We start from the raw sequence: 24,295 nt of genomic DNA on the forward strand, positions 1-24,295 counted from the left end.
CGGCCGGAGCGGCGCTCGCGGGCGGGCCGATCAGGAGCGACAGGGGGATGAGCGAGCCGGCCAGCAGTGCGGCCGGACGGCGGAGACGGGCCTTCACGGGTTCTCCTCGAAAGGTGGGGGGGTTCGTCGAAGGGCCGACTCCGGCCGGGAGGAGATGGAGGCGGCCCTTCTCGCGGTCAGCTGCCGCAGTGTTCGAAGGGGCTGTCGTAGACGGACGAACCGGCCTTGCCGCCCCACTTGACGCACTTGCCGGGCGCGCTCGCACGGACGGGGCCCGCGTAGTACTCGAAGTTGCCGCTGTCAGTGACGCGGCTGCTGCCCTGTACTTCCAGGTAGGCGGTGGTGGCGGTCGCCGTGCCGATGGACGAGCGCTTGATGGTGGCCACGCAGTTGTAGCCGTTGGAGTTGTTGTAGAGCAGGTAGACGGTGCCCGCCGTGCCGAGGGCGGCGGAGTCGACCACCCCGTAGCCGCTGCCGCAGACCGACTCCGCGGTGTGCGGGTTGCCGCCGCCGCAGTTGTTGGAGGTCACGGTCTGGACGGGGTAGCCGAAGGTGGACCCGTTGAAGACGGCCTTCTGGATGTTGGAGGGGTAGCTGCTGCCCAGGCGCACCTCGTAGTGCAGGTGGGCCGAGATGTTGTTGCCCGGCTTGCTGGTCTTGCCGACCGTGCCGATCGGCTGTCCCTGGGAGACCTGGGCTCCCGCGATCACCGATCGCGAGTTCAGATGGGCGTAGTAGGTGGACCAGCCGCCGCCGTGGTCGATCTTGACCAGGTTCCCGAATCCGTTGGTCGATCCCTGGTGGGCCGAGATGGCCACCGTGCCCGCCGCCGCGGCGACGACGGTGTCTCCCAGGTCGGCGTCCGCGGAGCCGCCCCGGTTGAAGTCGATCTCCCACGACTGGTGCGCGCTGCTGGCGCTGGAGTTGCCCGTCCAGCTCTGCCCGCAGGGGAAGGGCATCTGGAAGCCCGGTGCCAGGCTCGCCGCGGTGGTGCCGGAGGCCAGGGCGGCGGCTCCGGCACCCGGCGCCATGACGGCGCCGCCCGCGAGGCTGAGCAGCAGGGCGAACCCAGCCGTGAGCACCCCTCTGAGTCTCATACGGATCCTTTCCGCAGGGTCCGGCGGGGCGAAGCCTTGACCGGCACCGTGCACTGTCTGTTGGATCTCTCCGAAAGGCTCTTCCTGGGGCTAAGGGTCTGGATTATCGATACAAAAATCATCCAAAATCGGCATAAAGGCCTACCCGGCCCATACCACACAACCCGATGAATGGTTGCAGTGCCTCCATACGAGGAGTAAGTGCGGTCATGGTGGTTGATCAGCCCACATTCAGCGTGCTCGGCGCCCTGGACGTCCGTGTCTCGGGACGGCCCCTGCGCATCGCCGGTACGAAACCACGGATCCTGCTGGCATCGCTGCTGCTCGCCGCGAACCACGTGGTCGGCGCGGACCTCCTCGTCGAGGTGCTGTGGCCCCGGCACCGGCCCCGCTCCGCCCACGCCAACCTCCGCACCTACGTCAGCTCGCTGCGCGGCGTGCTCGACGCGGCCGGCGCCCGGATCCAGGCCCGCCCGCCCGGCTACGTGATCGAGCTGGCACCCGGACAGCTCGACGTGCTGCTCTTCGCGGACCTGATCGCGCGGGCGCGCGCGGCGGGCCGTACGGAGGAGGCCTACGACCTGCTCAGCCGGGCGCTCGCGCTGTGGCGCGGCATCCCCCTCGCCGACCTGCCGGGCAGCCCGCTCTGGGACGGGCGGCTGCAGTCGCTGGCGGAGCTGCGGCTCGACGCCGCCGAGGAGCTGATCGCCCTGAGAATGGCGCGGGGCCGGTACGCCGACGCGATCGGCGAGCTGCGCGGGCTGCTGAAGGAGCATCCCTTCCGCGAGGACCTCTGGCAGCAGCTGATGCTCGCCCTGCACTGGAGCGGCCGCCAGGCCGAGGCCCTGCACGCCTACGCCACGGTCAGGCGGCAGCTGGTCACCGAGCTCGGGATCGAACCCGGCACGGATCTGCGCCGGGCGCACGCCGCGGTCCTGGCGGGGGAGCTCCCGCCCGCCGCGACCGTGCCCGACCCCGGCTCCACTCCGCACCAGCTCCCCTCGGACATACCGGACTTCACCGGCAGGTCCGAGGACGTCGCCGTCCTCACGCGGGCGCTGTCACCCGTGGAACGGCCGCCGGACGGACCGCCGTCGATCGTGGTGGTGGTGGGCCCGCCGGGCGTGGGCAAGTCGGCGCTGGCCGTGCACTGCGCGCACGCCGTACGGGCCGGGTATCCGGGCGGGCAGCTCTACCTGGACCTCGGCGGGACCGAGCACGCGCCGGCCGACCCGGGTGAGCTGCTGGCCGAGGCGCTGCGGGCGCTGGGGGTCGGTGCGGCCGGCCTGCCGTGCACCGTGCACGAACGCTCCGCGCTGTACCGGTCCCTGCTGGCCGAACGCCCGATGCTCGTCTTCCTCGACGACGCCGCCGGGGCCGCCCAGGTACGGCCGCTGCTGCCCGGCAACGGCTGCGCGGTGCTCGTGACCAGCAGGCGGCGGATCACCGAACTGCCCGGCGCCCTCCAGCTCGAACTGGACGTCCTGTCACCGGAGGAGGCCGAGGAGTTCCTGGGCAGGATCGTCGGTTCCGAGCGGGTGGGACGGGAGAGGGAGGCGGCGTCGGCGATTCTGCGCGCCTGCGGCTACCTGCCGCTCGCCGTCCGGGTCGCCGGAGCGCGGCTGGCGGGACGGCCCAGGTGGTCGCTGGGGGTGCTGCGGCAGCGGCTGGAGGACGAGGCGGGCAGGCTCGGCGAGCTGCGGGCCGGAGATCTGGAGGTGGGGGTCAGCTTCGACCGGAGTTACCGGCTGCTGCCCGACGACGCGGCCCTGGCCTTCCGGACCCTGGGTCTCCTGGGACCGCAGTCCCTGCCCGGCTGGGTGGTCGACGCCGTGCTGGACCGGCACCGGGCCGACGACGTGACGGACGCCCTGGTCGATGTGAACCTGCTCCAGCTGGTCGGGACCGACCCGATCGGCCAGCCGCGCTACCGGCTGCACGACCTGGTCCGCTGCAACGCCAAGGAGAAGGCCGGCGCCCCGGAGCGGCACGCCCTCATCAGGGTGCTCGGAGCGTGGACGGCCACCACCGAGAGCGCCACGGCACGGTTGCCGACCACGCTCTTCAGCCTGACATCGGCCAGGGCCACCCGCTGGAACCTGGCGGCCGACACCCTCGGCCGCCTGACCGCCGACCCGCTGCCGTGGTTCGACGCCGAGCACGAGGCGCTCGTAGGCGCGGTGCGGCTGGCCGTCGACGCCGGGCTGGCCGCGTCGGCGTGGGGGCTCGCGGCGGCCCTCGTCCCCTACTTCGACCTGCGCTGCCACTTCGAGGAGTGGCAGTCCACCCACCGGATCGCCCTGGACGCCGCGCGCCTGGCGCAGGACCGTCACGGCGAGGCGGCCATGCTCCGCGGCCTGGCACAGGTATGCCTCTACCAGGACCGCTACGCCGAGGCGGCGGAGATGTTCCGGCGATCCCTCACGATCTTCCACGAGCTGGGGGACGTGCGGGGCGAGGCGACCTCGATCTGCGGGCTGGGGGCGGTCAGCCAGTTCTGCGGCGAGCATCTCAGGGCACTGGCCTACTTCAGGCGGGCCCTGGCCATGTTCCTCGCCATGGGCGACCAGAGCGGTGAGGCCTACGCGCGGCAGGCCATCGGGCGGGTCTGCCTGGCCTCCGGCGATCCCGGCCAGGCCTCGAAGTGGCTGGGCGAGGCGCTGCGGCTGGCCAGGGAGCTCGGCGACTCCCATCGCGAGGGCTGCGTGTCCATGCAGTTCGGGCGGCTGCACGATCTGGCGGCGGAGCCCGAGCAGGCGATGCGTTTCCAGGGACACGCGCTGGACATCTTCGAAGGGCTCGGCGACCTCCACTGCGGGGCCTACGCCATGCAGAGTCTGGGCGGGCTCCAGGTGGTCCGCGGCGACCAGTCGCACGCCTCCGACCAGCTGGAGCGGTCACTGCTGATCTTCCAGCGGCTCGGCGACCGGAGCGGGGAGGCGGCCACGGTCCAGACGCTCGGCGAGCTGCACCGGTCGGCGGGCCGGACCCGCCTGGCGCAGAACTACCTGCACCACGCCCGCACGCTCCGGCGCGAGCTACGGGGAGGCGCCGACCTCGCCGGGAGCGCCGAACCCTCCGCCCCCTCCGGCGACGGGCGGTGGGGCCGGGACACCGTGCGGCCACCGCTCGTCCTCGGCGGCAACGCCGTGGAGTGATCGCCGACCGGCGCCGGTCCCGGCGGACCCCGGAACGGCGTCCGCCGGACCCGCCGCGCGTGACGGTCTCTCGCACGGATCTTCGGTCGGCCGGCGGAAGGTCCCGGCCGGATCGCCTGGCCCGTCAGGCCGTCGCGGACCTGGCCGGTGCCCGTCGCGTGTGCCCGGCCAGGGACGGGTGCGCCAGGTACTCCTCGGGCCGCAGCGCGCCGCCGAGCTCGAACTCGGCGGCGAAACCCACGTCACCGAGTGCCGCCCCGGCCTTGGCGGCGATGCGCTCGACGTCGAACCGTTCGCCGGCCGGCAGCGGCATCCGCACCGACTGCCTGGCAGCCGCGGCGGCCCCCAGCAGGCGGGCGGCGTGATCGGGATGACCGGCCAGCGTCTGCGCTCCGGCCAGGCCCTCCAGGGCCAGCGCGATCCCCCGGGGATCGCCGGTGGTCCGGGCGGAGGCGAGGCCGTCCAGCTGCAGGGCGAGGGCGGCGCGCGCGTCGCCCCGGTGCTCGGCGATGAATCCGAGCTCGGCCAGGATCAGTCCGGGAACGCAGGGCTCGTAACTCATCCGGCGGTGCAGGTCGAGCACGCTGCGCAGGTGTGCCTCGGCGGTGTCGAGATCGCCTTCCCGGCGCGCCCCCAGCCCGAGCCCGATCTCGGCGAACTGCTCCCCGAAGGTGTCCGACCGCTCGACGGCGAGCCGTCTCGCCCGCTCGTGGAGCTCTCTGGCCGCCGGGTAGTCCTTCGACAGCAGGGCGATCCGGCCCAGCCCGGAGAGCGTGAAGGAGACCTCGGGCCACAGCCCGAGATCCTCGGCCATCCGCAGCCCGTCCCGGTACAGCCGCCCGGCCCGCTCGTAGTCGCCGGCGATCTCGGCCAGTGTCGCCAGGGGGGTCACGGTCTGGAGCTGTCCCCACTGGTCGCCCAGGTCCCGGAACAGCTCCAGGCTCCGTTCGCCGTCCCGCCGCAGCGCCTGGAAGTCTCCGCGCAGTTTCGCGTGGAAAGTGCGGCTGTTCAGGGCCGCGGCCGTACCCCAGCGATCCCCGAGGAACCGGAAGGTCGCCAGCGCCCGGCCGGTCAGGTCCTCACTCGTCGGCAGATCGCCGACGCCGTACGTGTGCGATCCGAGGAACCACTCCATCCGGGCACGCCCGCCCGGGTCGTCGATCCGCTCGGCCGACCGCAGCGCGGCGCGGTACTCCGCCGACGGATCCGCGCTACCGCCGAGCAGCAGCCTGATGCCGCCCAGCCAGGCCGTGGCCACCGTGGCGGCGGGGCCCGTGACGCCGGCCGACAGCGCCGTGGTCAGGAACCGCTCGGCCTCGCCGATCCGGCCGCGCAGGTACCAGTACCACGTCAGCGCGTTCGCCAGGCGCAGCGCGCGGTCCGCGTCACCGAGCCGCGCCGCCCCCTCCAACGCGGTGCGCAGGTTGGCGGTCTCGGCGTCCAGGCGCCGCAGCCACAGCCGCTGGTCGTGGCCCCGCAGCCGCGGCTCGGCGCGCTCGGCCAGACCGGTGTAGTAGTCGCGGTGCCTGAGCCGGAACTCTTCGAGCTCGCCGGCCTCACGGAGGCGTTCGACGCAGTAGGCCGTGACCGACTCCAGCAGCCGGTACCGGGGCCCGTCCGTGCCGTCGGACATGACGACCAGCGAGCAGTCCACCAACCGGGCGAGCAGGTCGAGGATCTCCGCGCGATCCACGTCGTCACCGGCGCAGACCTCCTCGGCCGCGGCGAGCGTGCAGCCGCCGGGATGTACGGCCAGCCGCCGGAGCACCGCGCGCTCCCGCTCGCCGAGCAGACCCCAGCTCCAGTCGATCACCGCCCGTAGCGTCCGCTGCCGGGCCGGGGCGCCGCGCGCTCCCGCGGCCAGCAGGTGGAATCGGTCGTCGAGGCGTGCCGCCACCTCGTGCACGCCCAGCGCCCGGACCCGGGTGGCGGCCATCTCCAGCGCGAGGGGGATGCCGTCCAGCCGCCGGCAGATCGAGACGACCGCCTCGACGTTGGTCTCGTCGAGGACGAAGCCCGGTGCCGCCGCGCTCGCCCTCGCCACGAACAACTCCACCGCGCTGAACCGGCGCGCGGCGGCGGGGCCGAGGTCCGTCGCGGGTGCGGGAAGCCGCAATGGGCGCACCGCCTGGAGGTGTTCGCCGGTGATGCCCAGCGGTTCCTGGCTGGTCGCCAGGATCCGCAGCCGGGGAGCGGCTCCGAGCAGCCGCCCCGCCAGCTCGGCGACCGGTTCGATCACATGCTCGCAGTTGTCGAACACCAGCAGGGTCGGCTGGTCACCCAGCGCGTGGACGATGCGCTCCGTCGGCGAGAGGGGCTCGGGGGTCGACGTCATGACATCCCGCACCCCGAGCACCTCGCCGACCACGTCGTGCACCTCGGTCGCCGGAGCCGTCTCCCGCCGTCCCCGGGAGTGGGCCGGTGAAGGTGAGGACGGGGCGAGCGCGGCGAACTCGACCAGCCGCACTCCTCCCGGGAACGACTGGCCGACCTGCGCGGCGACCGCCAGCGCGAGCCGGGTCTTGCCGACCCCGCCCGCGCCGGTGAGCGTCACCAGCCTGCCCGCCTTCAGCAGCGAGCGGAGCTCGCCGACCGCCTCGGCCCTGCCGATCAGGTCGGTGAGCGCGCTCGGCACGTTCGTCAGCGGGCGGGCCGCGGTCGTGGCCGGGGAGGGTGACGCCGTCAGCGCCGGGTCCTGGACCAGGATCGCCTGGTGCAGGGCCGCGATCTCGGGGCCGGGGGCCAGGCCCAGGCTCTCGGCCAGCCGCTCCCGCAGGTCGCCGTAGCTGTTCAGCGCGTCGCTCTGCCGGCCCGCGAGATACAGCGCGCGTACGTGAGCGGCGCGCAGCCGTTCCCGGAGCGGGTGCAGGGCGACCAGGTCGCCGAGCTCGTCGGCCAGCAGCGCGTGCTCTCCCAGTCCCAGCCGCGCCTCGGCCTGCTCCTCCAGCGCGGTCAGCCGCTGCTCCTCCAGCCGTGCCGTCGCCGGCCGGGTGAACTCCTCGTCGGCGAAGTCGGCGAACGCCGGGCCGCGCCACACCGCCAGCGCGTCCGCCAGCAGAGCGGCGCGCAGCCGGGAGTCGTCGCTCGCCCGTGCCCGCGTCGCCAGCTCGTGGAAGCGGTCGGCGTCCACCGCGTCGGGCTCGACCAGCAGCTGGTATCCGGGTGGGCGGGACATCACCAGGGCCCGGCCGCCCGGCTCGGCGTCCTCAAGCGCGCGCCGCAGCTGCCAGACCTTGCTCTGCAACGTGCCGAGCGGGTTGTTCGGCAGCGCGGTGCCCCACAGGTCGTCGATCAGCCTGTCCGCGGACACCGGTCGCCCGCGGTGCACCAGGAGGTCGGCGAGCAGGGCGCGGACCTTGAGCTCCGGAACCCTGACCGGCCGCCCGTCCGCCGTCCACACCTCCAGCGGACCCAGCACCCCGAAACGCATGCAGTCACGGTAGCCGACCGTCGCCGGCGCTCGTCCCGCAGGTCGGCACCGGTACGGCACGGGACCGGGAGCGGACCGGGAGAAGACCGGGAGCCCCGCCGTGCACGGTGGTCGTGCTGAGCGGATCACGAGCGGATCCGCCGACCACGGAAGGATTTCCCATGTCATCGCATACCGTCGAGGCCGTCGGCCGCAAGGCCGGGCCCCGGGAGTGGACCGGCCTCGCCGTGCTGGCGCTGCCCACGCTGCTGATATCCCTTGATCAGAGTGTGCTGTTCCTGGCGTTGCCGCCACTGGCCGAGGCGTTGCGGCCCACCGGCACGGAGACGTTGTGGATCATGGATGTCTACGGGTTCCTGATGGCCGGTTTCCTGGTCACCATGGGCACGCTCGGCGACCGGATCGGTCGCCGGAGACTGCTGATGATCGGTGCCGTCGCCGTCGGCGTCACCTCCCTGCTGGCCGCCTACTCGACCAGCGCCCAGATGCTGATCGTGAGCCGCGCGCTGCTCGGCGTCGCCGCGGCGACGCTCATGCCCTCGACCCTGGCCCTGATCGGCAACATGTTCCAGGACCCGCGGCAGCGCGGCAGGGCCATCGCGCTGTGGGCGAGCTGCTTCATGGCCGGCACCGCGCTCGGCCCGGTGATCGGCGGGGCGCTGCTCGAGTTCTTCTGGTGGGGATCGGTGTTCCTGCTGGGTGTGCCGGTCATGCTGGTCCTGCTGGTCGCGGCGCCGATCCTGCTGCCGGAGTACCGCGACCCCGAAGGCGGCAAGCTGGACCTGCTGAGCGTGGCGCTCTCGCTGGCCGCGATCCTCCCGGTCGTCTACGGGCTCAAGGAGATCGCCAGGTACGGCTGGCAGCCGCTGCCGGTCCTGACGGCCGTGGCCGGCCTGGCCGTCGGAGCCGTGTTCGTGGCGCGGCAGCGCACGCTCGCCCATCCGGTGCTGGACGTCCGCCTCTTCCGTAACGCGGCCTTCACCGCCTCGCTGCTGATCACGACTCTCCTCATGGTCGCCGTGGCCGGGAGCTACCTGTTCATCACCGGCTTCCTCCAGATGGTCGAAGGTCTGTCCCCGGTGCGGGCGGGACTGTGGATGGTGCCGTCGGCGATCGCGTCCATCGTCTCCGCGCAGCTGGCGCCGGCCCTGGCGAGGCGGTTTTCGATGGGGGGCGTCATCGGAGCGGGGCTGGCCATCGCCGCGGCGGGCTACGCGCTGATCGCCTTCGTCGGTCCGGTCGGCGGGCTGCCGCTGATGGTGACCGGGTTCGTGGTCAGCTTCTTCGGCACCGGCCCCATCGGGGCGCTGGGCACCCACCTGGTCGTGAGCTCCGCCCCGCCGCAGAAGGCGGGGTCGGCCGCCTCGCTGCAGGAGACCAGCAGCCACCTGGGCGTGGCGGTGGGCATCGCCGCGCTGGGCAGTCTCGGCGCCGTCGTCTACCGCGACGCGGTCACCGTGCCGCCCGGCGTCCCGGCGGAGGCCGCGGAGACCGCCCGCGACAGCCTCGAAGGCGCGCTGGCGGTGGCCGGACAGCTTCCCGCCGGGCTCGGCGACCAGCTGCTGGCCGCCGCCAGGGACGCCTACACCGGCGGGCTGAACACGGTCGCCGTCGTGTGCGCGGTGTTCGCGGCCCTCACCGCGCTCATCGCGGTCACCGCGCTCCGGCGCGTGGGGTCCGGCAAGGCGGACGCGGTCAGGTGAGGTTCAGGCGGCCGAGCTCGCGGCGGGAGGTGACGCCCAGCTTGGGATAGGCCTTGTACAGGTGGTATTCGACCGTACGGGTGCTCAGGAAGAGCTGGGCGGCGATCTCGCGGCTGCTGCGGCCGGCGGCGGCCAGCCGTACCACATGGAGCTCTCGTGGGGTGAGCGGTGCGGCGGGGGCGAGGGCGGGGTGAGCGGCCCGAGGGGACTCGCCGCTGGCGTGAAGTTCGGACCGGGCGCGGGTGATCCAGGGGGCGGCGTCCAGGCGGGCGAAGGTCTCCAGGGCCGCGTGCAGGGGAGCGCCGGCGTCGCCGGGACGGCGGGCGCGGCGGAGCCATTCGCCGTAGAGAAGCTGGGTGCGCGCGCGTTCGAAGGGGCGGCCACCCCGCTCGTGGAGGGTGAGAGCCGCCCGGAACGAGGCCTCGTCGTCGCTCGTCAGGGCCTGGCAGCGTAGGGCGACGGCCTGGACCCAGGGCTGCGCGGAGGCCCGCGCCCAGGCTCGGAGGCGGCGGAGCGGTTCCTCGGCGCGGTGCGGTTGCGCCAGCCGCACCGCCGCCTCGATCTGGTCGGGGGTGGAGGGCAGGAGCACCGCGGCGTTGCCGACCGGACCGGCCCAGGCGGCTTCCAGGCGGTCCAGGGCCGACTCGTGGTCGCCCATGGACAGCTCCAGCAGGCTCAGGATGACATCGCCGGTCGCCTGGTAGGCATTGGAGGCTTCGGCGACCAGGCGGCGGCAGCGGGACTCGGCGCCCTCGATGGCGGCGATCCGGGCGGGGACGCCGTTGAGCCAGGCGATGCGCTGCTGCAGGCCGGTATCGCAGGCGATCCCGGCGGCCTCCGCCACCGCGGCCTCGGCGTCGCGGTGCAGGCCGGCCCATACCTGAGTCTGGGCCAGGATCTGCAGCACCTGGGGCAGGGCGCCGATGAGGCCCTGTTCACGGCAGCGGGCCACCTCGGCGGCGGCCAGCGCCATGGTGGTGGCGTCGTCACCGATGATCATCCCGGTGAACAGGGCGCGCTCGGTGTCGGGGGCCCTGGTCAGGAAGTCCACCAGCAGCGGCAGGCCGCGGGCGTAGTCGGCCCGCATGAGGTGCGCCAGGCCCTCGGCCATCCGGTCGGATTCGCCGAGGGCGGCCAGCTTCCGGGCGGCGGCCGACACCGCGGCCTCGTCGCCGGTGAGCCAGGCGTAGGTCGCGCCGGTGCGGAGCATGGCGATGCCCTGGTGCGGAGCCGCTCGATCGGCGCGGTCCAGGAGCAGGTGGACGGCCTTCTCCTCCTGGCCCAGCTCGAACATCGCGGCCGCGCGCACCGAGGTGAGCTCTGCCACGGCGTCGTGGTGCTCCCCTCCGGAGGAGGGGTCCGGCCGGGCGGCGCCTCCCACGACGTGCCCGGCGAGGTCCTCGGCCCTTCCGGCCAGCTCGGCGGCCTGGCCGGCGTGGCCGCCCGACAGGGCCGCGGCCGCCGCTCGGGCGAGCCAGCCGACCTGGTCCCGCTCGGTGACGGCGAGCCGGGCCGCCTGCTCGTACAGGCGGGCGGCGGCGGTGTAGGCGGTGCGGGCACCGGCCCGCTCGGCCGCGGCCGCGAGTTCGGACGCGACGCCCGCGTCGGGCTCCATCGTCGCGGCGGGCAGGTGGTGCGCGCGGCAGTCGGGGTCCTCGGCCGCTTCGACGAGAGCCCGGTGCACGGCGACGCGCCGGGCCGACGCGGTTCCCTGGTAGGCGGCGGTGCCGATCAGCGGATGCCGGAAGGCGACGGCCGACTCGGTCACCTGGATCAGTCCGGCCCGTTCCGCCGCCTCCAGGTCGTCGAGGCCGACGCCCATCAGGTGCGCCGCCCGCAGCAGCAGCGCCAGATCGCCCCTCCCCTCGGCGGCGGCCATCAGCATCATCAGCCGGGTCCGCTCGGGCAACCGCCCGATCTGCGCCCGGAACGACGCCAGCACCCGGTCGGCGACCCGCGGGGACGGCGGCCCGGCCGGCTGGTCGCGCTGTCCCGCGGCGAACTCGATCAGCGCCAGGGGATTGCCCGCGGACTCAGCGATGATCTTCTCCCGGCGGACCGGCGCCACCTGGTGCTCGGCCAGCAGGCGGGCCGAGTCCCGGCCGTCCAGCCGGGAAGGCCGCAGCTCGTCCAGCCCGGGTGCGGCGAGGCCGTCCTCCCGCGTGGCGAACACCATCGCCACCCCCTCGGCCGCGAGCCGCCGGGTGGCGAACAGCAGGGGCTCCGTGCTGGCCTGGTCGAGCCACTGGGCGTCGTCGACCAGGCAGAGCACCGGGACGTCCTCCGCCAGGTCGGCCAGGAGCGTGAGCACGGCGAGCCCGGTGAGGAAGCGGTCCCGGCCTCCGGCCGACCCGGCTCCGAGCACGGTTTTCAGCGCGGCGGCCTGCGGCTCCGGCAGCGCGTCAAGCCGATCCTGCAGCGGCCACAGCAGTTGTGTCAGGCCGCCGAACGCCAGGTCGGCCTCCTGCTCGATGCCGGTCACCCGCACCACCCGCAGCCCGCGCCCGACCGCCGTCGCGGCCGCCCAGTCCAGCAGCGCGGTCTTGCCGATGCCCGCCTCGCCGCGCACCACGAGGGCGCCGCTGCGCCGCTCCAGCGCCGCGGCGATCAGGCCCTCGAGCTCGACCTGCTCAGTGGACCGCCCGTACAGCACGTACCCTCCAAGTACCTGAAACCAGTAGATTCTACTGATTCGCGATGCAGCTCCCCGCTCATACTTTCATCAATATGGACGAGCTATTCGAGCAGGTCATCGTAGGCAAGCTGACACTTCCCAACCGCCTGGTGATGGCGCCGATGACACGCAGCCGTGCGATCGGCGGGCTGGTGACCGATCTGACGGCCGAGTATTACGGGCAACGGGCCACCGCCGGTCTGATCATCACGGAGGGCATCCAGCCCTCGGTGATCGGCCAGGGCTACATCGACACCCCGGGCCTGCACTCGCCGGAGCAGGTCGGGGCGTGGCGCCGGGTCACCGACGCCGTCCACGGCGGGGGCGGCCGGATCTTCGCGCAGCTGATGCACGCCGGCAGGATCGGCCACCCGTGTCTCTACCCGGACGGGGCGCTGCCCGTGGCCCCTTCGGCGGTCGCGTCCGGCGGGCAGATCTACACCAGGGAAGGCATGCTCGACCACCCCACCCCGCGGGCGATGACGCTCGAGGACATCGCCGCGACGGTCGAGGACTTCGTCGCGGCCGCGAGGAACGCGGTGGCGGCCGGGTTCGACGGGGTGGAGCTGCACGCCGCCAACGGCTATCTGCTCCATCAGTTCCTGTGCGGCAGCACCAACGTCCGCTCCGACGCCTACGGCGGTTCGGTGGGGAACCGGATCCGCTTCACGGCCGAGGTCGTCGGGGCGGTCACCGACGCGATCGGGCCGGAGCGGGTCGGCGTCCGCATCTCCCCCGCCAACCCCAACAACGGCATCCGGGAAGATGACCCGGCCACGGTGTATCCGGCCCTGATGCGCGCGCTGGCGCCGTTCGAGCCGGCCTACGTGCACATCATGGAGTTCGACCGGGAGATCACCGAACTGGTCCGGGCCGCGTGGCCGGGCACGCTGATCCTCAACCCGGGCGACACCGCCGAGGAGAGGGTCGGCGAGGCGGCCTCGGTGCTCCGTGAGGGCCTGTGCGACGCGGTCAGTCTCGGCGCGCTGTGGCTGGCGAACCCCGACCTGCCCGAGCGCGTCAAGGCCGGGGGCCCCTACAACGAGCCCGACCCCGCCTCCTTCTACGGCGGTGATCACCGCGGCTACACCGACTACCCGACGCTGGAAGCCCGATGAGCGCTCCGCCCACGGCTCCGACCGTGACTCCTCCGGCGCGGCACGCCGGGGTCTCCGCGCTCTCCCTGGCGGTGCTGGCCGGGCCGATGTCGTTCGGGATCGCGGGACCGGCGCTCATCCTGGGCGAGGTGGCGGGCGGCCTGGGGGTCTCGACGGGGGAGGCGACCTGGCTGGTGACGGTGTTCGGGTGGGGCATCGCGGTGGGGACGCCGCTGATGTCAGGGCTGGTCGGCCACCGCGGGATGCGTGGCACGGTGACGATCAGCGCCCTGCTCGCCCTGATCGGGGCGGTCCTCGCTCTCGTCGCCCCCAGCCTGCCCATCCTCCTCCTCGCCGCCGCCGCGCAGGCACTGGGCGCCGCGGGGCTGACGGCGATCGCCATGCAACTGGCCGACTCCCCTCGCCGGATGGGCGTGGCCACGGCCTCGCTCGCCGTGGTCGGCTCCGTCTCCCCGCTGGCCGGATCGCTGGTCAGCGACCTGCTGTCCTGGCGGGTCGTGCTCGCCCTGCCGGTCGTGGCCGTGCTGGCGGTGCCCGCCGTGCTGCGGCAGGCGGTCCGGTCCGCGCCGCCGCCCGGACGGTTCGACGCGATCGGCGTGGTGGTGCTGACCGGGCTGGTCACCGCGCTGGTGGCCGTGCCGCACCAGCCTGTGGCCGCCGGACTGTGCGCGGTCGTCGCGGCGACGGCGCTCGGGATTCATCTGCGGGCCCGGCCGGCGGGTTTCGTGCCGGCCGCCCTGGTCCGCGCGCCCCGGTTCCTGGGGGCCGCGGGACTGGCCTTCGCCCTGGCCGTGGGCAACTTCGGGTTGATCTACGCGCTCCCGGTCCGGCTGTCGGAGCTGACGACCTGGTCGTCCGCGCAGATCGGCGTGGCCATGGTGTGGCCGCTGCTGTTCGGCGGCGCGCTGTCGTGGTCCGTGGTGGCGGCGTCCGCCCGGATGCGGCCCCGCCTGATGATCACGGCCCTGGCCGCCACCGGTGTCGCGGCGGCCCTGGCCGCGGCCTTCACCTCATGGGTTCCCGGTCTTCTGGTCGCCCAGGCCGCCGCCTCGATCGCGGCGGCCTCGGGCCAGGGCGTGCTGGCGGTCCGCGCCACCTCGGCGGCCCCCGAAGAGCACAGACCGGCCGCGATCGGCCTGTTCACCCTGTGCTACCTGCTGGGGACCGCGTTCGGGCCCGCCGTCGTGGCGCTGACGGCCGGTTGATCGAGCGAGGGGCCGCCGCCGTGTCTGTCCGGCGGGGACGGCCCGTCCCCTCGGGAAGGACGGACCGTTCCTTCGGCGGAGCCGGACGGTTCCCCCGGGTGGCCGGAGCGTTCCCTCGGGGGAGGCCGGACCGTTTCGACGGCGGAGGACGCGCCGGTTCCCCGGTCGAGGCCGGATCGTTTCGCCGGGGGAGGACGCACCGGTTCCCCGGCGGAGGACGCGCCGGCCCGCCCGCTCAGTGGTCGAGGACGTGGAGGGCCTGTGAGCTTCCGCTGAGCCGTTCCGCCCCGGCGGGGGTGCACACCACGACGTCGGCCACCCGCGCGCCGAACAGCTCAGGCAGGTAGATCGCCGGTTCGACGCACACCGTCATGCCGGGGGCGAGCACGGTCGTGTCGCCGGAGACGAGCCACGGACGCTCGTCCTGGCCGAGGCCGACACCCCGTCCCAGCCGCTCGGCGGCGTAGCGGCCGTAGCCGCTGCCCTCGATCACCTCCTGCGCGGCCCTGCCGGCCTCCGCCGCCGGCACACCGGGCCGCAGCGAGTCGAGGGCGGCGCGCTGGGCGGACAGGACGACCGAGTACATCGCCTCGAAGTCCTCGGGCGGCTCGGCCACCGCGAAGACGCGGGCGACCTCCGAGCAGTGGTTCCCCCATCTCCCGCAGATCGAGACCAGGAGCGCGTCGCCCGGATTGATCACGCGGTCGCACGGCACGTGCCGGGGGACGGCGCTGTGCTCGCCGGCCGCGACGAGCACCGACAGCACCTCCTCGCAGCCCGTCTCGACCATCATGGCCCACAGCCGCCGGGCCATCGCGCGTTCGGTGGTGCCGAACCACGCCAGCTCGCGCGCCATGAGCAGGACCGCGTCCGCCGCCGAGGCCGCGCGTTCCGTCGCCGCGACCTCCGCCGGCCCCCTGAGCAGCCGGAGCGGGGCGAGCACGACCGAGGCCAGCACCAGTTCGGCCTTCACCCGCAGGGAGAACAGCTCCCAGGCCCGCATCTCGGGGTCCACCCCGACGCGGCGGGCGGAGGGAGGGATGAGCGCCGCCGCCTCCAGCGGGCCGGCCGCCGTCTCCAGCGGGCCCCGGAGGGGCAGGACGAGATATCCGTCGCCCTGCCCTCCCAGGTAGCGGAAGTCGGGGGAGGGGCGCAGCACCAGGGCGTCGATCCCCTCCTCCGCCATCCTGAGGCGCACCTCGTCGATCATGCAGGTTCGTGCAGCCAGCACGCGACCGGGCCGAACGCGGGTTCGCGCTCCCGGCACACGTCCATCGCCACCGGGCAGCGCGGGTGGAACCGGCAGCCGGGCGGCGGGTCGGCCGGATCGGGCACGTCTCCGGACAGCTCCGCGGGGAGCACGCCGGCGCCGTCGGGGGCGGGGATCGCGCCCAGCAGCGCCTTGGTGTACGGATGACGGGGATCGGCCCACACCTCGGCGGTACGGCCCACCTCCACGATCTTCCCCAGGTACATCACCGCGATCCGGTCGGCGATCAGCCGTACCACCGACAGGTCGTGGCTGATGAACAGCAGGCCGGCGCCCGACTCGACCGCGAGGTCCCGCATCAGCCTGGCCACCTGGGCCTGGGCCGAGGCGTCGAGCGCGGAGATGGGCTCGTCGCCGATCAGCATGGTCGGCCGGGCGGCGAGCGCCCTGGCGATCGCGATCCGCTGCCGCTGGCCGCCGGAGAACTCGTGCGGGTGGCGGCCGGCGAAGTCGCGGGGCAGCCCGACCCGCTCCAGCAGGTCGGCGGGGGCGGTCACGGTGTCGCCCGCCGTGCGCAGCCCGTCGGCGATCTGCGCGCCGACCCGCCGCCGGGGGTTCAGCGAGGCGTAGGGATCCTGGAAGACCATCTGGATCCCGGCCAGTGCGCGGTCTCTGCGGCGCAGGCCGAGCGGGGTCACCGGGTGCCCGTCGAAGGTGATCGTCCCGGAGGCGGCCGGGTTGAGCCCGCACACCGCGCGGGCCAGCGTCGACTTGCCGCATCCGGACTCGCCGACGAGACCGACGACCTCGCCCGCCGCGACGGTCAGGCTGGCTCCGGCCACGGCGCGCACCAGGGGGCGGCCGGGGGTGCGGTGCTCGACGACGAGGTCGTCCACGGTCAGCAGTGTCATGAGGTCTCCCCGGGCAGTGACTCCAGCAGGGCGCGGGTGTAGGGGTGGGTCGGGTCACGCAGCACCTGGCCGCGCGGGCCCGTCTCCACGACCAGGCCCTCCTTCATCACGCTCACCTCGTCGGCGACCGCCGACATCACGCCGAGGTCATGGGTGACGAGCAGTACGGCCAGGCCCAGGTCGTCGCAGAGGCCGCGCAGCAGCCTCAGCACCCCGGCCTGGACGGTCACGTCGAGAGCCGTCGTGGGCTCGTCGGCGATGAGCACCTTCGGCGAGCAGGCCAGGGCGATCGCGATCGCGATGCGCTGGCGCATGCCCCCGGAGAACTGGTGCGGGTAGCGGTCGATCGCCCCCTCGGGGCCGGGGATGCGCACCTGGCCCAGCAGTTCGAGGGCTCTGGCGCGCGCCTGTTTCTTGTCGAGGCCCAGGTGGTGGCGCATGTGCTCGGTGAGCTGGCGGCCGACCGAGAGCATCGGGTGCAGGCTGGTCGCCGGGTCCTGGAAGACCATGGCGACCTCGCCGCCGCGCACCGTGTTGAGCTCCTTGGCCGGCATGGCCAGCAGGTCGCGCTCTCCCAGGGCGATCCGGCCGCTGGTGCGGGCTCCGTGCGGCAGCAGGCCGAGCACGGCCAGGCCCGTCATCGTCTTGCCCGAGCCGCTCTCGCCGGCCAGGCCGTGCACGCGGCCGGCCCGCAGGTCGAGGTCGACGCCGCGCAGGATCTCCTTGCCGCCGATGGAGACCTTCAGGTCGGAGATGGCGAGGAGGCTCACAGCGCACGCTCCTTGATGGCGCGGGCCGTCCGCGGGTCGAGGGCGTCACGCAGCGTGTCGCCCAGGAAGTTGAACGCCAGCACGACGGTCAGGATGGCCAGGCCGGGGAAGGTCGCCACCCACCAGCTGTCGAAGACCTCCACGCCGGAGGCGACCATCGCGCCCCATTCGGGGGAGGGGGGCTTCGCGCCGAGTCCGAGGAACGACAGGCCGGACAGCAGCAGCAGCGCGGTGCCGATGTCGAGGGTGGCGAGCACCAGGATGGGGCCGGTGACGTTCGGCAGCACGTCCACCCGGAGCGAGCGCCAGGCGGAGAAGCCGAGCAGCCGTCCGCTCACCACGAACTCGCGCTCGCGCACGCCCAGCACCAGCCCGCGGGTCACGCGGGCGTAGGCCGGCCAGGCGACGACGAGTACGGCGAGCACGGCGTTGGTGAGGCTCGCGCCGAGCGCGGCGGCGACGACCATGGCCAGGATGATGGTGGGGAAGGCGAAGACGAGGTCGGCGAACCGCATGATCGTCTCATCCACCCACTTGCCGAAATATCCGGCGCAGGCGCCCAGCAGGCCGCCGATCAGCACCGAGAGCACGACCAGCAGCAGGGTCAGCGGGATCGACAGGCGCGCGCCGTACATCACCCTGCTCAGGATGTCCCGGCCGAGCTGGTCGGTGCCGAACCAGTGGCCGGGGCCGGGCGAGGCCAGCCGCGGCAGGTCCTGGGCGAGCGGGTCGTGCGGCGCCAGCAGCGGGGCGGCCAGCGCGATCACGATCCAGGCGAGCGCGATCACCCCGCCGACGATCGCCAGCGGCTGCCGCCAGGCTTGGGGGAGTTTCACTGGAGTCTCACTCTGGGGTCGATGACGCCGTACAGCACGTCGACGATCAGGTTGATGACGAGGTAGACCCCGCCCACCACCAGGCCGACGCCCATCACGGCGGGCAGGTCGAGGGTGGTCGCGCTCTTGTAGGCGTACTGTCCCACGCCCGGCCAGGCGAAGATCGCCTCGACGAGCACGGTGCCGGACAGCAGGCTGCCGAAGGCCAGGCCCGCGACCGTGATGATCGGCACCAGCGCCGAGCGGAGCACGTAGCGGAACAGGATCACCCGGCCGGGCAGGCCCTTGGCCCGTGCGGCGCGCACGTAGTCCTGACCCAGCACCTCCAGCACCGCCGACCGGGTGAACCGGGTGAGCAGGCCGATCGTGTAGAGGGCCAGCACCAGCGCGGGGGTGATGAGGTGGCCGACCGCCGAGGCGAACACGTCCCACTGTCCCGCCAGGGCGGAGTCGATCGTGTACAGCCCGGTGACCTGCGGGGGCGGGCTCATGGTCGGGTCGATGCGGCCGCTGCCCGGCGTGACCTGCAACCGGTAGAAGAAGACGTAGAACGCCATCAGCGCCAGCCAGAACGTCGGCACGGAGATGCCGATCAGGCTGAGGACCCGGAGCAGGTGGTCGGTGAGCCGGTCCCGGCGGAGCGCCGCGACCACGCCGAACGCCACTCCCGCCACGAGGGAGATCAGGATCGCGGCGCCGGCCAGTTCGAGCGTGGCGGGCACGGACTCCGCCAGGTCGTCCATGACCGGGCGGTGGCTCTGCTGGCTCGTCCCGAGATCGCCCTGGACCACTCCCTGAAGGTGCATCAGGTACTGCTGGGGGAGCGGCTTGTCCAGGCCGTGCTCGGCCCGCCACTGCGCGACGATCGCCGGGTCGCCGAGGGCTCGCTGGCCGAGGTTGGCCGAGACGGGGTCGCCGGGGACCAGGTTGGTGAGGACGAAGGTGACCAGGGTGATGCCCACGGCCAGCAGCAGGGCCGTGAGCACCCTGCGGGCCAGGAAGCGGATCAGCGGGCTCCGGCTGCCGGAACGGCCCGGCTTGCGCCGGGCCGTATCCCCCTTCAGGTCCTCGCTACTTGAGGTCGGCGACATCGACGGTCCACACCGGGTGGAACTCCAGGCCGGTGACGGACTTGGCCGTCACGATGTTCTGGCTGGGCTGGATGAGCGGGATGAACGTGCCGGCCTCGTTGAGCTTGGTCTGCACGTCGATGTAGGCCTGCTTCCTGGCCTCGTCGCCGATCGTGGTGGCCGCCTTCGCGCCGGCCGCCTCCAGCTCCTTGTCGGCGCCGGCCTTCCACCCGGCCCGCAGGCCCACGAGCTTGCCCGGCAGGAACGCCAGGTAGTCACTGGGGTCCGGGTAGTCGGGGCCCCAGTACCACAGGCCCAGCTCCTCCTTGCCGTTGCGGTAGTTGTCCAGGGCCGTGGTGATCGGCGCGGGAGCGAGCTCCACGGTGATGCCGACCTCCTTGAGGTTGGCCTGGATCCGCTCGGCGAGGGGCTGGAAGGAGAGGCCGTTGACGGTCAGCTCGCTGGGGTACTCCAGCTTGACCGTCGGGTTGGCCACGCCGCTCTCCTTGAGCGCCGCCTTGGCGCCCTCGACGTCGCGCTGGGCCGCCTGGTCCGGCGGGAGCGAGCCCAGGAGCATCGAGGGGATGATTCCGGGAGCCTGGACCGAGCCCTCGCCGGCCAGCTCCAGCAGGCCCGCGTAGTCGACGCCCTTCCGGACGGCCTCGGCGAACTTGGGGTTGGAGGTGATCTTGCTGACCGAGGGGTTCTGGTTGGCCAGCAGGAAGATCACGTTGGCCGCGGGCGTCTTCTTGATCTGCAGGTCGCCGGTGATCCCGGCGACCTGGTCGCCGGAGAGGTTCAGCGCGACCTGGCTGTCGCCACGCGAGATGTTGAGCTTCTGCGTCGCGGCCTCGACGTTGCGGAGCACGACCTTGTCGTAGACCGGCTTGGTCGCGCCCCAGTACTTGGCGTTGGCCTTGAGCACGACCTGGCTGCTGACGTTGAACGACTCGATCGTGTACGGGCCCGAGCCCGCCGAGGCGGAGTTGAGGTACTGCTCGGCCTTGTCGCCGGTGTCGGCGGTGGCGCCGTGCTCCTTGGCGAGCTTGGAGTTGAGGATGCCCAGCGCGGGGTTGGGCAGGATGTACGGCAGCGCCGGGTTGGCGCTCTTCGACGTCAGAGTGATCGTCTCGGTGCCGGACTTGGCCACCTCCACGCCGTCGAGCAGGAACGACGGGGTGCCCTTCATGTCACGCACGCGGTTCAGCGAGAAGACGACGTCGTCGGCGGTGACGGGGGAGCCGTCGGCGAACGTGGCGTCCTGGCGGAGCTTGAGGGTGAGCACCTTGCCGTCGGCCGACAGCTCGAACGACTCGGCGAGGGCCGGCACCGGCTTGGTGACGTCGGAGCCCTCGAACGTGAGCAGGGTCTCGTAGGCGGCCTTGCCGATGATCAGACCGGTCGGCTCGTAGGTACGCCCCGGGTCGGCCGTCTTGAGGTCGAAGGAGGTGTCGATCACGAGCGTCTTGGCGGCGGCGGTGCCACCGTTCTGGGACGTCGTGGACGAACCGCCGCTGGAGCAGGCGGCAAGGGCGAGGGCGCCGGTGAGCAGCACCGGCAGCAGAGCTGCCTTCGCGCCGGGGCGCCGTGAACGGATCGCCATTCTGTGTCCTCCGAAAATGGGCCATGTAGACGTTTGGTCGCCGATCGTCCAGGATTGTCCGGCAGAAAGTCCAGTTCATGAGGGTAAACTGAGACGAAACTGACGTAAGGGGTATGGTCATGACCGAAATGTCAAGGAACTCGACCCAAGAGGGCGGCCAACCTGGACGGATCGGCATCGGCCTGGAGCTCGACGCGACGCACCTGAAGATCCTTGAGGTGCTGCGTGAGAACGGCAGGATCTCGGTGGCGGCCCTCGCCGAACGGGTCGGCATCTCGCGGGCGAACGCCTACACGCGGTTCGAGGCGCTGCGCGCCGACGGCGCGATCAAGCGGTTCACGGCGGAGATCGATCACGTCCGCGCAGGTCTCGGCATCACCGCGTTGATCTTCGTTACCGTCCGGCAGCAGATGTGGCGCCAGTTCCGCGCCCAGCTCGCCCAGATGCCCGAGGTGGAGTACTGCGCGATCACCACCGGCCAGCACGACGCGATGATCCAGGTCCGGGTGACCGACGTCGCGGCCGTGCACACGATGGTGACCGACCGGCTGGCAAACATCCCGGCGGTCAAGGCCACCGAGACCGTCTTCATCCTGGACGAAGTGCTCAGACGCCCCTACGTCCTGCCGAGCGACCGCGGCGCCGGCCGATCCTCCCGCCGCCCGCCCGCCGACCCCGCCGCCGGGTCTGCCAGGTCTACCGGCCCTGCCGGATCCGCAGGTCCCGCGGGGGCTGCCGGACCTGCGGGGTCCACCGGGTCCGCCGGGTCCGCCGGGTCCGCCGGGTCCGTCGGGGCGGAGGTCCCGCTGGGCATGATGCGTTTCGTGGGCGCGGCCGAGGGCCGCGCCCAGCTCCAGCAGGACGTCTGAACCGCCCGCCACGGCGGGCGGACCTCCCGGGAGCCGTACCGGTGCGGCGGAGGCTCTTTCCGGGGGCGACCGATAGGGCTGAGGCTCTTTCCGGAGGCGTACCGGTATGGATTCCCGGAGCCGTACCGGTGGCCGAGGCTCTTCCCGGGGCCGTCCGGCTCGACGGGCGGGTCCCCCGGGTTCCTGAGACCCCGGCGTCAGGTTCCGGTGACCTCGGCGCACACGCTCACGTGCTGCGTGTCGTCACCGGCGAACTGGAACTCCTCGACCAGGCGCAACCGGCCGTCGGGGAAGGTCTCGATGCGGCTGCCGCTCTGTCCACTGGCGCGCTCCCCGTTCTTGAGCAGGTGGACGTAGGTGATCTCCAGGCGGTCGCCGTCCCGGGTGCCGACGAAGCGCCCGTGGACCACCGTGTCGCCGGTGTAGTCGCCCCAGATGATCCCGCCGGACTCCCGGTAGGTGAACTCGGTGGGCCCGTCCGGGTCCACCGCGCTCGCCGTCGAGCTGACCATGACGAACCTGCGGTCGTTGAGGTTGAGAAGGAGGTCGTTGTCGTTCACGTCTCCGCATCGTGCCGCTCCGCCGGGCGTACGCAACCGGGGTTGGACGTTTCGCTCACCCTTGAGGTGAGGACGGGATGATCCGTCCAGCCGGGTGCCGGTTCGGAGGTGCCAGGCGAGATCGGGCAGTTCCGATCGGGCTGAGTGCGCGCGAGATGAGCGACCTGTCAACGGCCATGGGTGCGGCCGGAGGGTGGCGTAATCCGGTCGGACAGGATGCATCCGGACGTACAGGCAAGCTGGTTGCCTTGATGTGGCAATCGCATTGACTATGCTGAATGAAACGGAATGATCTGCCTAGCCGGATGGCGCGCCTGGCCAAGCAATACGGCTTCGAGTTCTCGAAGACGCCCGATGTGCATGGCGGTGGCCATGACAAGTGGTATGTCCGGGGAGGCGCGGTCATCGTGCCGCGTCACGCTGAAATCAACGAGTTGACGGCCAAGGGCATTCTCAAGGAGTGGGACGCACTGCTCGCCGAAGCGCAACAGGACATGAGCCAGGATGACGAGGAGGAGGGCAAGTGAACGAGTTCCGGGTCACGGCTCAGCGGTCCGGCGGCTGGTGGGCGTTGGAGATCGAGGGGCCCGGATTGCGGCGTCCGGCGCATACGCAGGCGCGGCGGCTTGATCAGGTCGAGGAGACGGTGCGTGATCTGCTGGCCGTTCGCTTCGACGCCGACATCGACGGCCGTCCTGCGACTACCTGGCAGATCACGGTGGTTCCCGTCCTGGGGGAGGAACTCGCCGCGGAGGTCACGCGGACCAGAGAGATCCGCCGGGAGGCAGACCGGTTGCGTGACGACGCGGTGAACCATTCACGCGAGGCCGCACGCCGTCTTCATGAGCAGGGGCTTCCCCATCGGGATATCGGTGTGCTGCTCGGGGTCTCCCATCAGGCGGTCAGCAAGCTCCTCGCCGGTTAGATCCGATCCGGTCGGTCTGCATGCCGGATGTCCGGCTGTCGTTCTCATGCTCACCGTTGGTCGCCTTCGATATCGGCGGCGCAGAACGGATGGCGGGGGTCGCGTCCGCAGCCGGGGCAGGCGGTGCCGTCGGCGATGTCGGTGGCCAGTTTCCGGAGGGTGTCGTCGAAGCGGCGCAGGTGCTCGTAGTCGCCGAATCCCGGGTCGGCGGCGAACTTGGCGCAGTAGTCGGCGATGGCCGCCGGGGTGTGGTGGACCAGGGCCTCGGTGATCCTGTTCAGCAGCCGGGAGCGCAGCCACGCCGGGGTGTCGCGATAGTGGCCGGGCAGCCCGGCGAGCACTTCTCCCGCCATCCGCGTCAGTTCTCTCGGATTCGCCGCAGGCGTCGTGACGGCGCCTCGCGCGGTACGGTCCGCACGCTCGCCTGCGGCGAGAAGAGGCAGGGCTTTTCTGATCTTCTCGGGGTGCTGGTCTTCTTGCTTTTCTGTTCTTCTTATGGGGGTGGGTTTTCCAACGTTGGTTTTCCCGTCGTAGGTGGTGACCTGCGGGTTTGTGGTGTCTGCGCAGGTCGCGGCCAGTGGCGGGTTTTCCGTCGTAGGTGAGGGCGGGATGGTCCTCGGGACCGGGGTTGTGGCCGGGTGCGGGGCCGGGACCGGAGTGGTGCCTTCGGCGGGGGCGGTCTCTTCGGGGTCGGGTGGGGGTGCCCAGGGCTCGCACAGGATGTAGTCGACGCCGCCGAGCCTGCCGTCGCTACCTCGTTCGCGTTCGCGCACGAGGTAGCCGTGGGACTCCAACTCCCTGATGGCGGTGCGGGTCGCGTCGCGGCCGTCGGGGGCGGCGCAGATGATGCGCTTCTCCGAGATCCGGAACCCGGGCGCGTGGGAGTTCAGCCAGGCCAGGAGACCGCGGGCCTTCCACGACAGCCGTTCGTCGCGAGACCACCGGTGGGCGATCTTACTGAACCGGCTGGTAGGGGATGTCGCGCGCCGGACGCTCCGTCCGCGCTCCGAAACCGGGGGACGGGCTCGACGACGGGCGCCGAACGCCTGGTCAGACGGGGTGTTTGAAATGGGTGCGGACGCACCGATACCCTTGGGCATGGATCCTTCTCCTGTGCTAGCAGGTTGACTGATCAAGGCCTTGGGCCGGTGTTGAT

Annotated in this window: 18 protein-coding genes; 7 read left to right on the plus strand and 11 right to left on the minus strand. The window is 72.5% G+C overall.

The genetic code is table 11. The annotated features are described in order from the left end of the window. Nucleotides 1–176: 176 nt before the first annotated feature. Nucleotides 177–1,097 (minus strand): M23 family metallopeptidase, encoded by a 921-nt coding sequence (locus BM085_RS41310; protein WP_177245528.1) that lies wholly within the window; start codon nt 1,095–1,097, stop codon nt 177–179. A gap of 209 nt (nt 1,098–1,306) precedes the next feature. On the opposite strand from BM085_RS41310, the gene BM085_RS41315 reads away from it, so the two are divergent. Beyond that, on the plus strand, nt 1,307–4,255 hold the full coding sequence (locus BM085_RS41315) for an AfsR/SARP family transcriptional regulator (protein WP_093892185.1): 2,949 nt from the start codon (nt 1,307–1,309) through the stop codon (nt 4,253–4,255). 124 nt (nt 4,256–4,379) lie between these two features. Here the strand turns inward: BM085_RS41315 and BM085_RS41320 are convergent, their stop codons facing one another. Next, a complete protein-coding gene (locus tag BM085_RS41320; RefSeq protein ID WP_093892186.1) occupies nt 4,380–7,685 on the minus strand; it encodes an AfsR/SARP family transcriptional regulator in 3,306 nt (1,101 codons plus the stop codon). 161 nt (nt 7,686–7,846) lie between these two features. On the opposite strand from BM085_RS41320, the gene BM085_RS41325 reads away from it, so the two are divergent. Beyond that, the gene (locus tag BM085_RS41325; RefSeq protein ID WP_093892187.1) at nt 7,847–9,388 is read left to right on the plus strand and encodes an MFS transporter; all 1,542 of its coding nucleotides are present in this window, start codon (nt 7,847–7,849) and stop codon (nt 9,386–9,388) included. Here the strand turns inward: BM085_RS41325 and BM085_RS41330 are convergent. Next, a complete protein-coding gene (locus tag BM085_RS41330; protein ID WP_093892188.1) occupies nt 9,381–12,041 on the minus strand; it encodes a LuxR C-terminal-related transcriptional regulator in 2,661 nt (886 codons plus the stop codon). The two genes, BM085_RS41325 and BM085_RS41330, sit on opposite strands and share 8 nt — an antisense overlap. A 74-nt stretch (nt 12,042–12,115) precedes the next feature. Between BM085_RS41330 and BM085_RS41335 the strand changes: the two genes are divergently transcribed. Both BM085_RS41335 and BM085_RS41340 read left to right on the plus strand, forming a co-directional pair. Further along, nucleotides 12,116–13,180 (plus strand): alkene reductase, encoded by a 1,065-nt coding sequence (locus tag BM085_RS41335; RefSeq protein WP_177245529.1) that lies wholly within the window; start codon nt 12,116–12,118, stop codon nt 13,178–13,180. Further along, complete coding sequence (locus tag BM085_RS41340; protein WP_093892190.1) at nt 13,177–14,385, plus strand: MFS transporter; 1,209 nt, start codon at nt 13,177–13,179, stop codon at nt 14,383–14,385. Before BM085_RS41335 ends, BM085_RS41340 begins: the two co-directional genes overlap by 4 nt. 235 nt (nt 14,386–14,620) lie before the next feature. Here BM085_RS41340 and BM085_RS41345 read toward each other — a convergent pair whose 3' ends face one another. From BM085_RS41345 to BM085_RS41370, 6 genes are read right to left on the minus strand one after another with little or no spacing between them, the layout of a single operon-like run. Continuing rightward, nucleotides 14,621–15,595, minus strand: coding sequence for a M24 family metallopeptidase (locus tag BM085_RS41345; RefSeq protein WP_093892191.1), 975 nt, complete (start codon nt 15,593–15,595; stop codon nt 14,621–14,623). Further along, the gene (locus tag BM085_RS41350; RefSeq protein ID WP_093892192.1) at nt 15,592–16,506 is read right to left on the minus strand and encodes an ABC transporter ATP-binding protein; all 915 of its coding nucleotides are present in this window, start codon (nt 16,504–16,506) and stop codon (nt 15,592–15,594) included. The genes BM085_RS41345 and BM085_RS41350 overlap by 4 nt, the downstream gene beginning before the upstream one ends. Beyond that, the gene (locus BM085_RS41355) at nt 16,503–17,276 is read right to left on the minus strand and encodes an ABC transporter ATP-binding protein (RefSeq protein WP_086576393.1); all 774 of its coding nucleotides are present in this window, start codon (nt 17,274–17,276) and stop codon (nt 16,503–16,505) included. Before BM085_RS41355 ends, BM085_RS41350 begins: the two co-directional genes overlap by 4 nt. Beyond that, nucleotides 17,273–18,112 carry an ABC transporter permease gene (locus BM085_RS41360; RefSeq protein ID WP_012892256.1) on the minus strand — a complete coding sequence of 280 codons (840 nt, stop codon included), beginning with the start codon at nt 18,110–18,112 and terminating at the stop codon, nt 17,273–17,275. Before BM085_RS41360 ends, BM085_RS41355 begins: the two co-directional genes overlap by 4 nt. Continuing rightward, a complete protein-coding gene (locus BM085_RS41365) occupies nt 18,109–19,203 on the minus strand; it encodes an ABC transporter permease (RefSeq protein ID WP_093892193.1) in 1,095 nt (364 codons plus the stop codon). The genes BM085_RS41360 and BM085_RS41365 overlap by 4 nt, the downstream gene beginning before the upstream one ends. Beyond that, entirely contained in the window at nt 19,184–20,785 is a 1,602-nt protein-coding gene (locus BM085_RS41370; RefSeq protein WP_093892194.1) for an ABC transporter substrate-binding protein, read from the minus strand. Before BM085_RS41370 ends, BM085_RS41365 begins: the two co-directional genes overlap by 20 nt. 119 nt (nt 20,786–20,904) lie before the next feature. Here BM085_RS41370 and BM085_RS47110 point away from each other — a divergent pair, with 119 nt between their 5' ends. Continuing rightward, nucleotides 20,905–21,654, plus strand: a complete 750-nt coding sequence (locus BM085_RS47110) for an Lrp/AsnC family transcriptional regulator (protein ID WP_093892198.1) — start codon at nt 20,905–20,907, stop codon at nt 21,652–21,654. Between the two features lie 197 nt (nt 21,655–21,851). Here BM085_RS47110 and BM085_RS41380 read toward each other — a convergent pair whose 3' ends face one another. After that, a complete protein-coding gene (locus BM085_RS41380) occupies nt 21,852–22,214 on the minus strand; it encodes an avidin-fold protein (protein WP_093892195.1) in 363 nt (120 codons plus the stop codon). A gap of 305 nt (nt 22,215–22,519) precedes the next feature. On the opposite strand from BM085_RS41380, the gene BM085_RS41385 reads away from it, so the two are divergent. Then, the gene (locus BM085_RS41385) at nt 22,520–22,741 is read left to right on the plus strand and encodes a hypothetical protein (protein ID WP_177245530.1); all 222 of its coding nucleotides are present in this window, start codon (nt 22,520–22,522) and stop codon (nt 22,739–22,741) included. Further along, complete coding sequence (locus BM085_RS41390; RefSeq protein WP_093892196.1) at nt 22,738–23,139, plus strand: hypothetical protein; 402 nt, start codon at nt 22,738–22,740, stop codon at nt 23,137–23,139. The genes BM085_RS41385 and BM085_RS41390 overlap by 4 nt, the downstream gene beginning before the upstream one ends. A 50-nt stretch (nt 23,140–23,189) precedes the next feature. Here BM085_RS41390 and BM085_RS44025 read toward each other — a convergent pair whose 3' ends face one another. Continuing rightward, on the minus strand, nt 23,190–24,239 hold the full coding sequence (locus tag BM085_RS44025; RefSeq protein WP_143121320.1) for a hypothetical protein: 1,050 nt from the start codon (nt 24,237–24,239) through the stop codon (nt 23,190–23,192). Between the last annotated feature and the right edge of the window lie 56 nt (nt 24,240–24,295).

This window comes from Streptosporangium canum (assembly GCF_900113865.1).
Classification (GTDB): Bacteria; Actinomycetota; Actinomycetes; order Streptosporangiales; family Streptosporangiaceae; genus Streptosporangium; species Streptosporangium canum.

Excerpts from the sequence above, each read along its gene's own strand:
- BM085_RS41345 (WP_093892191.1), bottom strand. The coding sequence starts at position 15,595 with ATGATCGACGAGGTGCGCCTCAGGATGGCGGAGGAGGGGATCGACGCC.
- BM085_RS41325 (WP_093892187.1), top strand. The coding sequence starts at position 7,847 with ATGTCATCGCATACCGTCGAGGCCGTCGGCCGCAAGGCCGGGCCCCGG.
- BM085_RS41385 (WP_177245530.1), top strand. The coding sequence starts at position 22,520 with ATGGCGCGCCTGGCCAAGCAATACGGCTTCGAGTTCTCGAAGACGCCC.
- BM085_RS41365 (WP_093892193.1), bottom strand. The coding sequence starts at position 19,203 with ATGTCGCCGACCTCAAGTAGCGAGGACCTGAAGGGGGATACGGCCCGG.
- BM085_RS47110 (WP_093892198.1), top strand. The coding sequence starts at position 20,905 with ATGACCGAAATGTCAAGGAACTCGACCCAAGAGGGCGGCCAACCTGGA.
- BM085_RS41315 (WP_093892185.1), top strand. The coding sequence starts at position 1,307 with ATGGTGGTTGATCAGCCCACATTCAGCGTGCTCGGCGCCCTGGACGTC.
- BM085_RS41370 (WP_093892194.1), bottom strand. The coding sequence starts at position 20,785 with ATGGCGATCCGTTCACGGCGCCCCGGCGCGAAGGCAGCTCTGCTGCCG.
- BM085_RS41340 (WP_093892190.1), top strand. The coding sequence starts at position 13,177 with ATGAGCGCTCCGCCCACGGCTCCGACCGTGACTCCTCCGGCGCGGCAC.
- BM085_RS41350 (WP_093892192.1), bottom strand. The coding sequence starts at position 16,506 with ATGACACTGCTGACCGTGGACGACCTCGTCGTCGAGCACCGCACCCCC.
- BM085_RS41310 (WP_177245528.1), bottom strand. The coding sequence starts at position 1,097 with ATGAGACTCAGAGGGGTGCTCACGGCTGGGTTCGCCCTGCTGCTCAGC.
- BM085_RS41335 (WP_177245529.1), top strand. The coding sequence starts at position 12,116 with ATGGACGAGCTATTCGAGCAGGTCATCGTAGGCAAGCTGACACTTCCC.
- BM085_RS41320 (WP_093892186.1), bottom strand. The coding sequence starts at position 7,685 with ATGCGTTTCGGGGTGCTGGGTCCGCTGGAGGTGTGGACGGCGGACGGG.
- BM085_RS44025 (WP_143121320.1), bottom strand. The coding sequence starts at position 24,239 with ATGCCCAAGGGTATCGGTGCGTCCGCACCCATTTCAAACACCCCGTCT.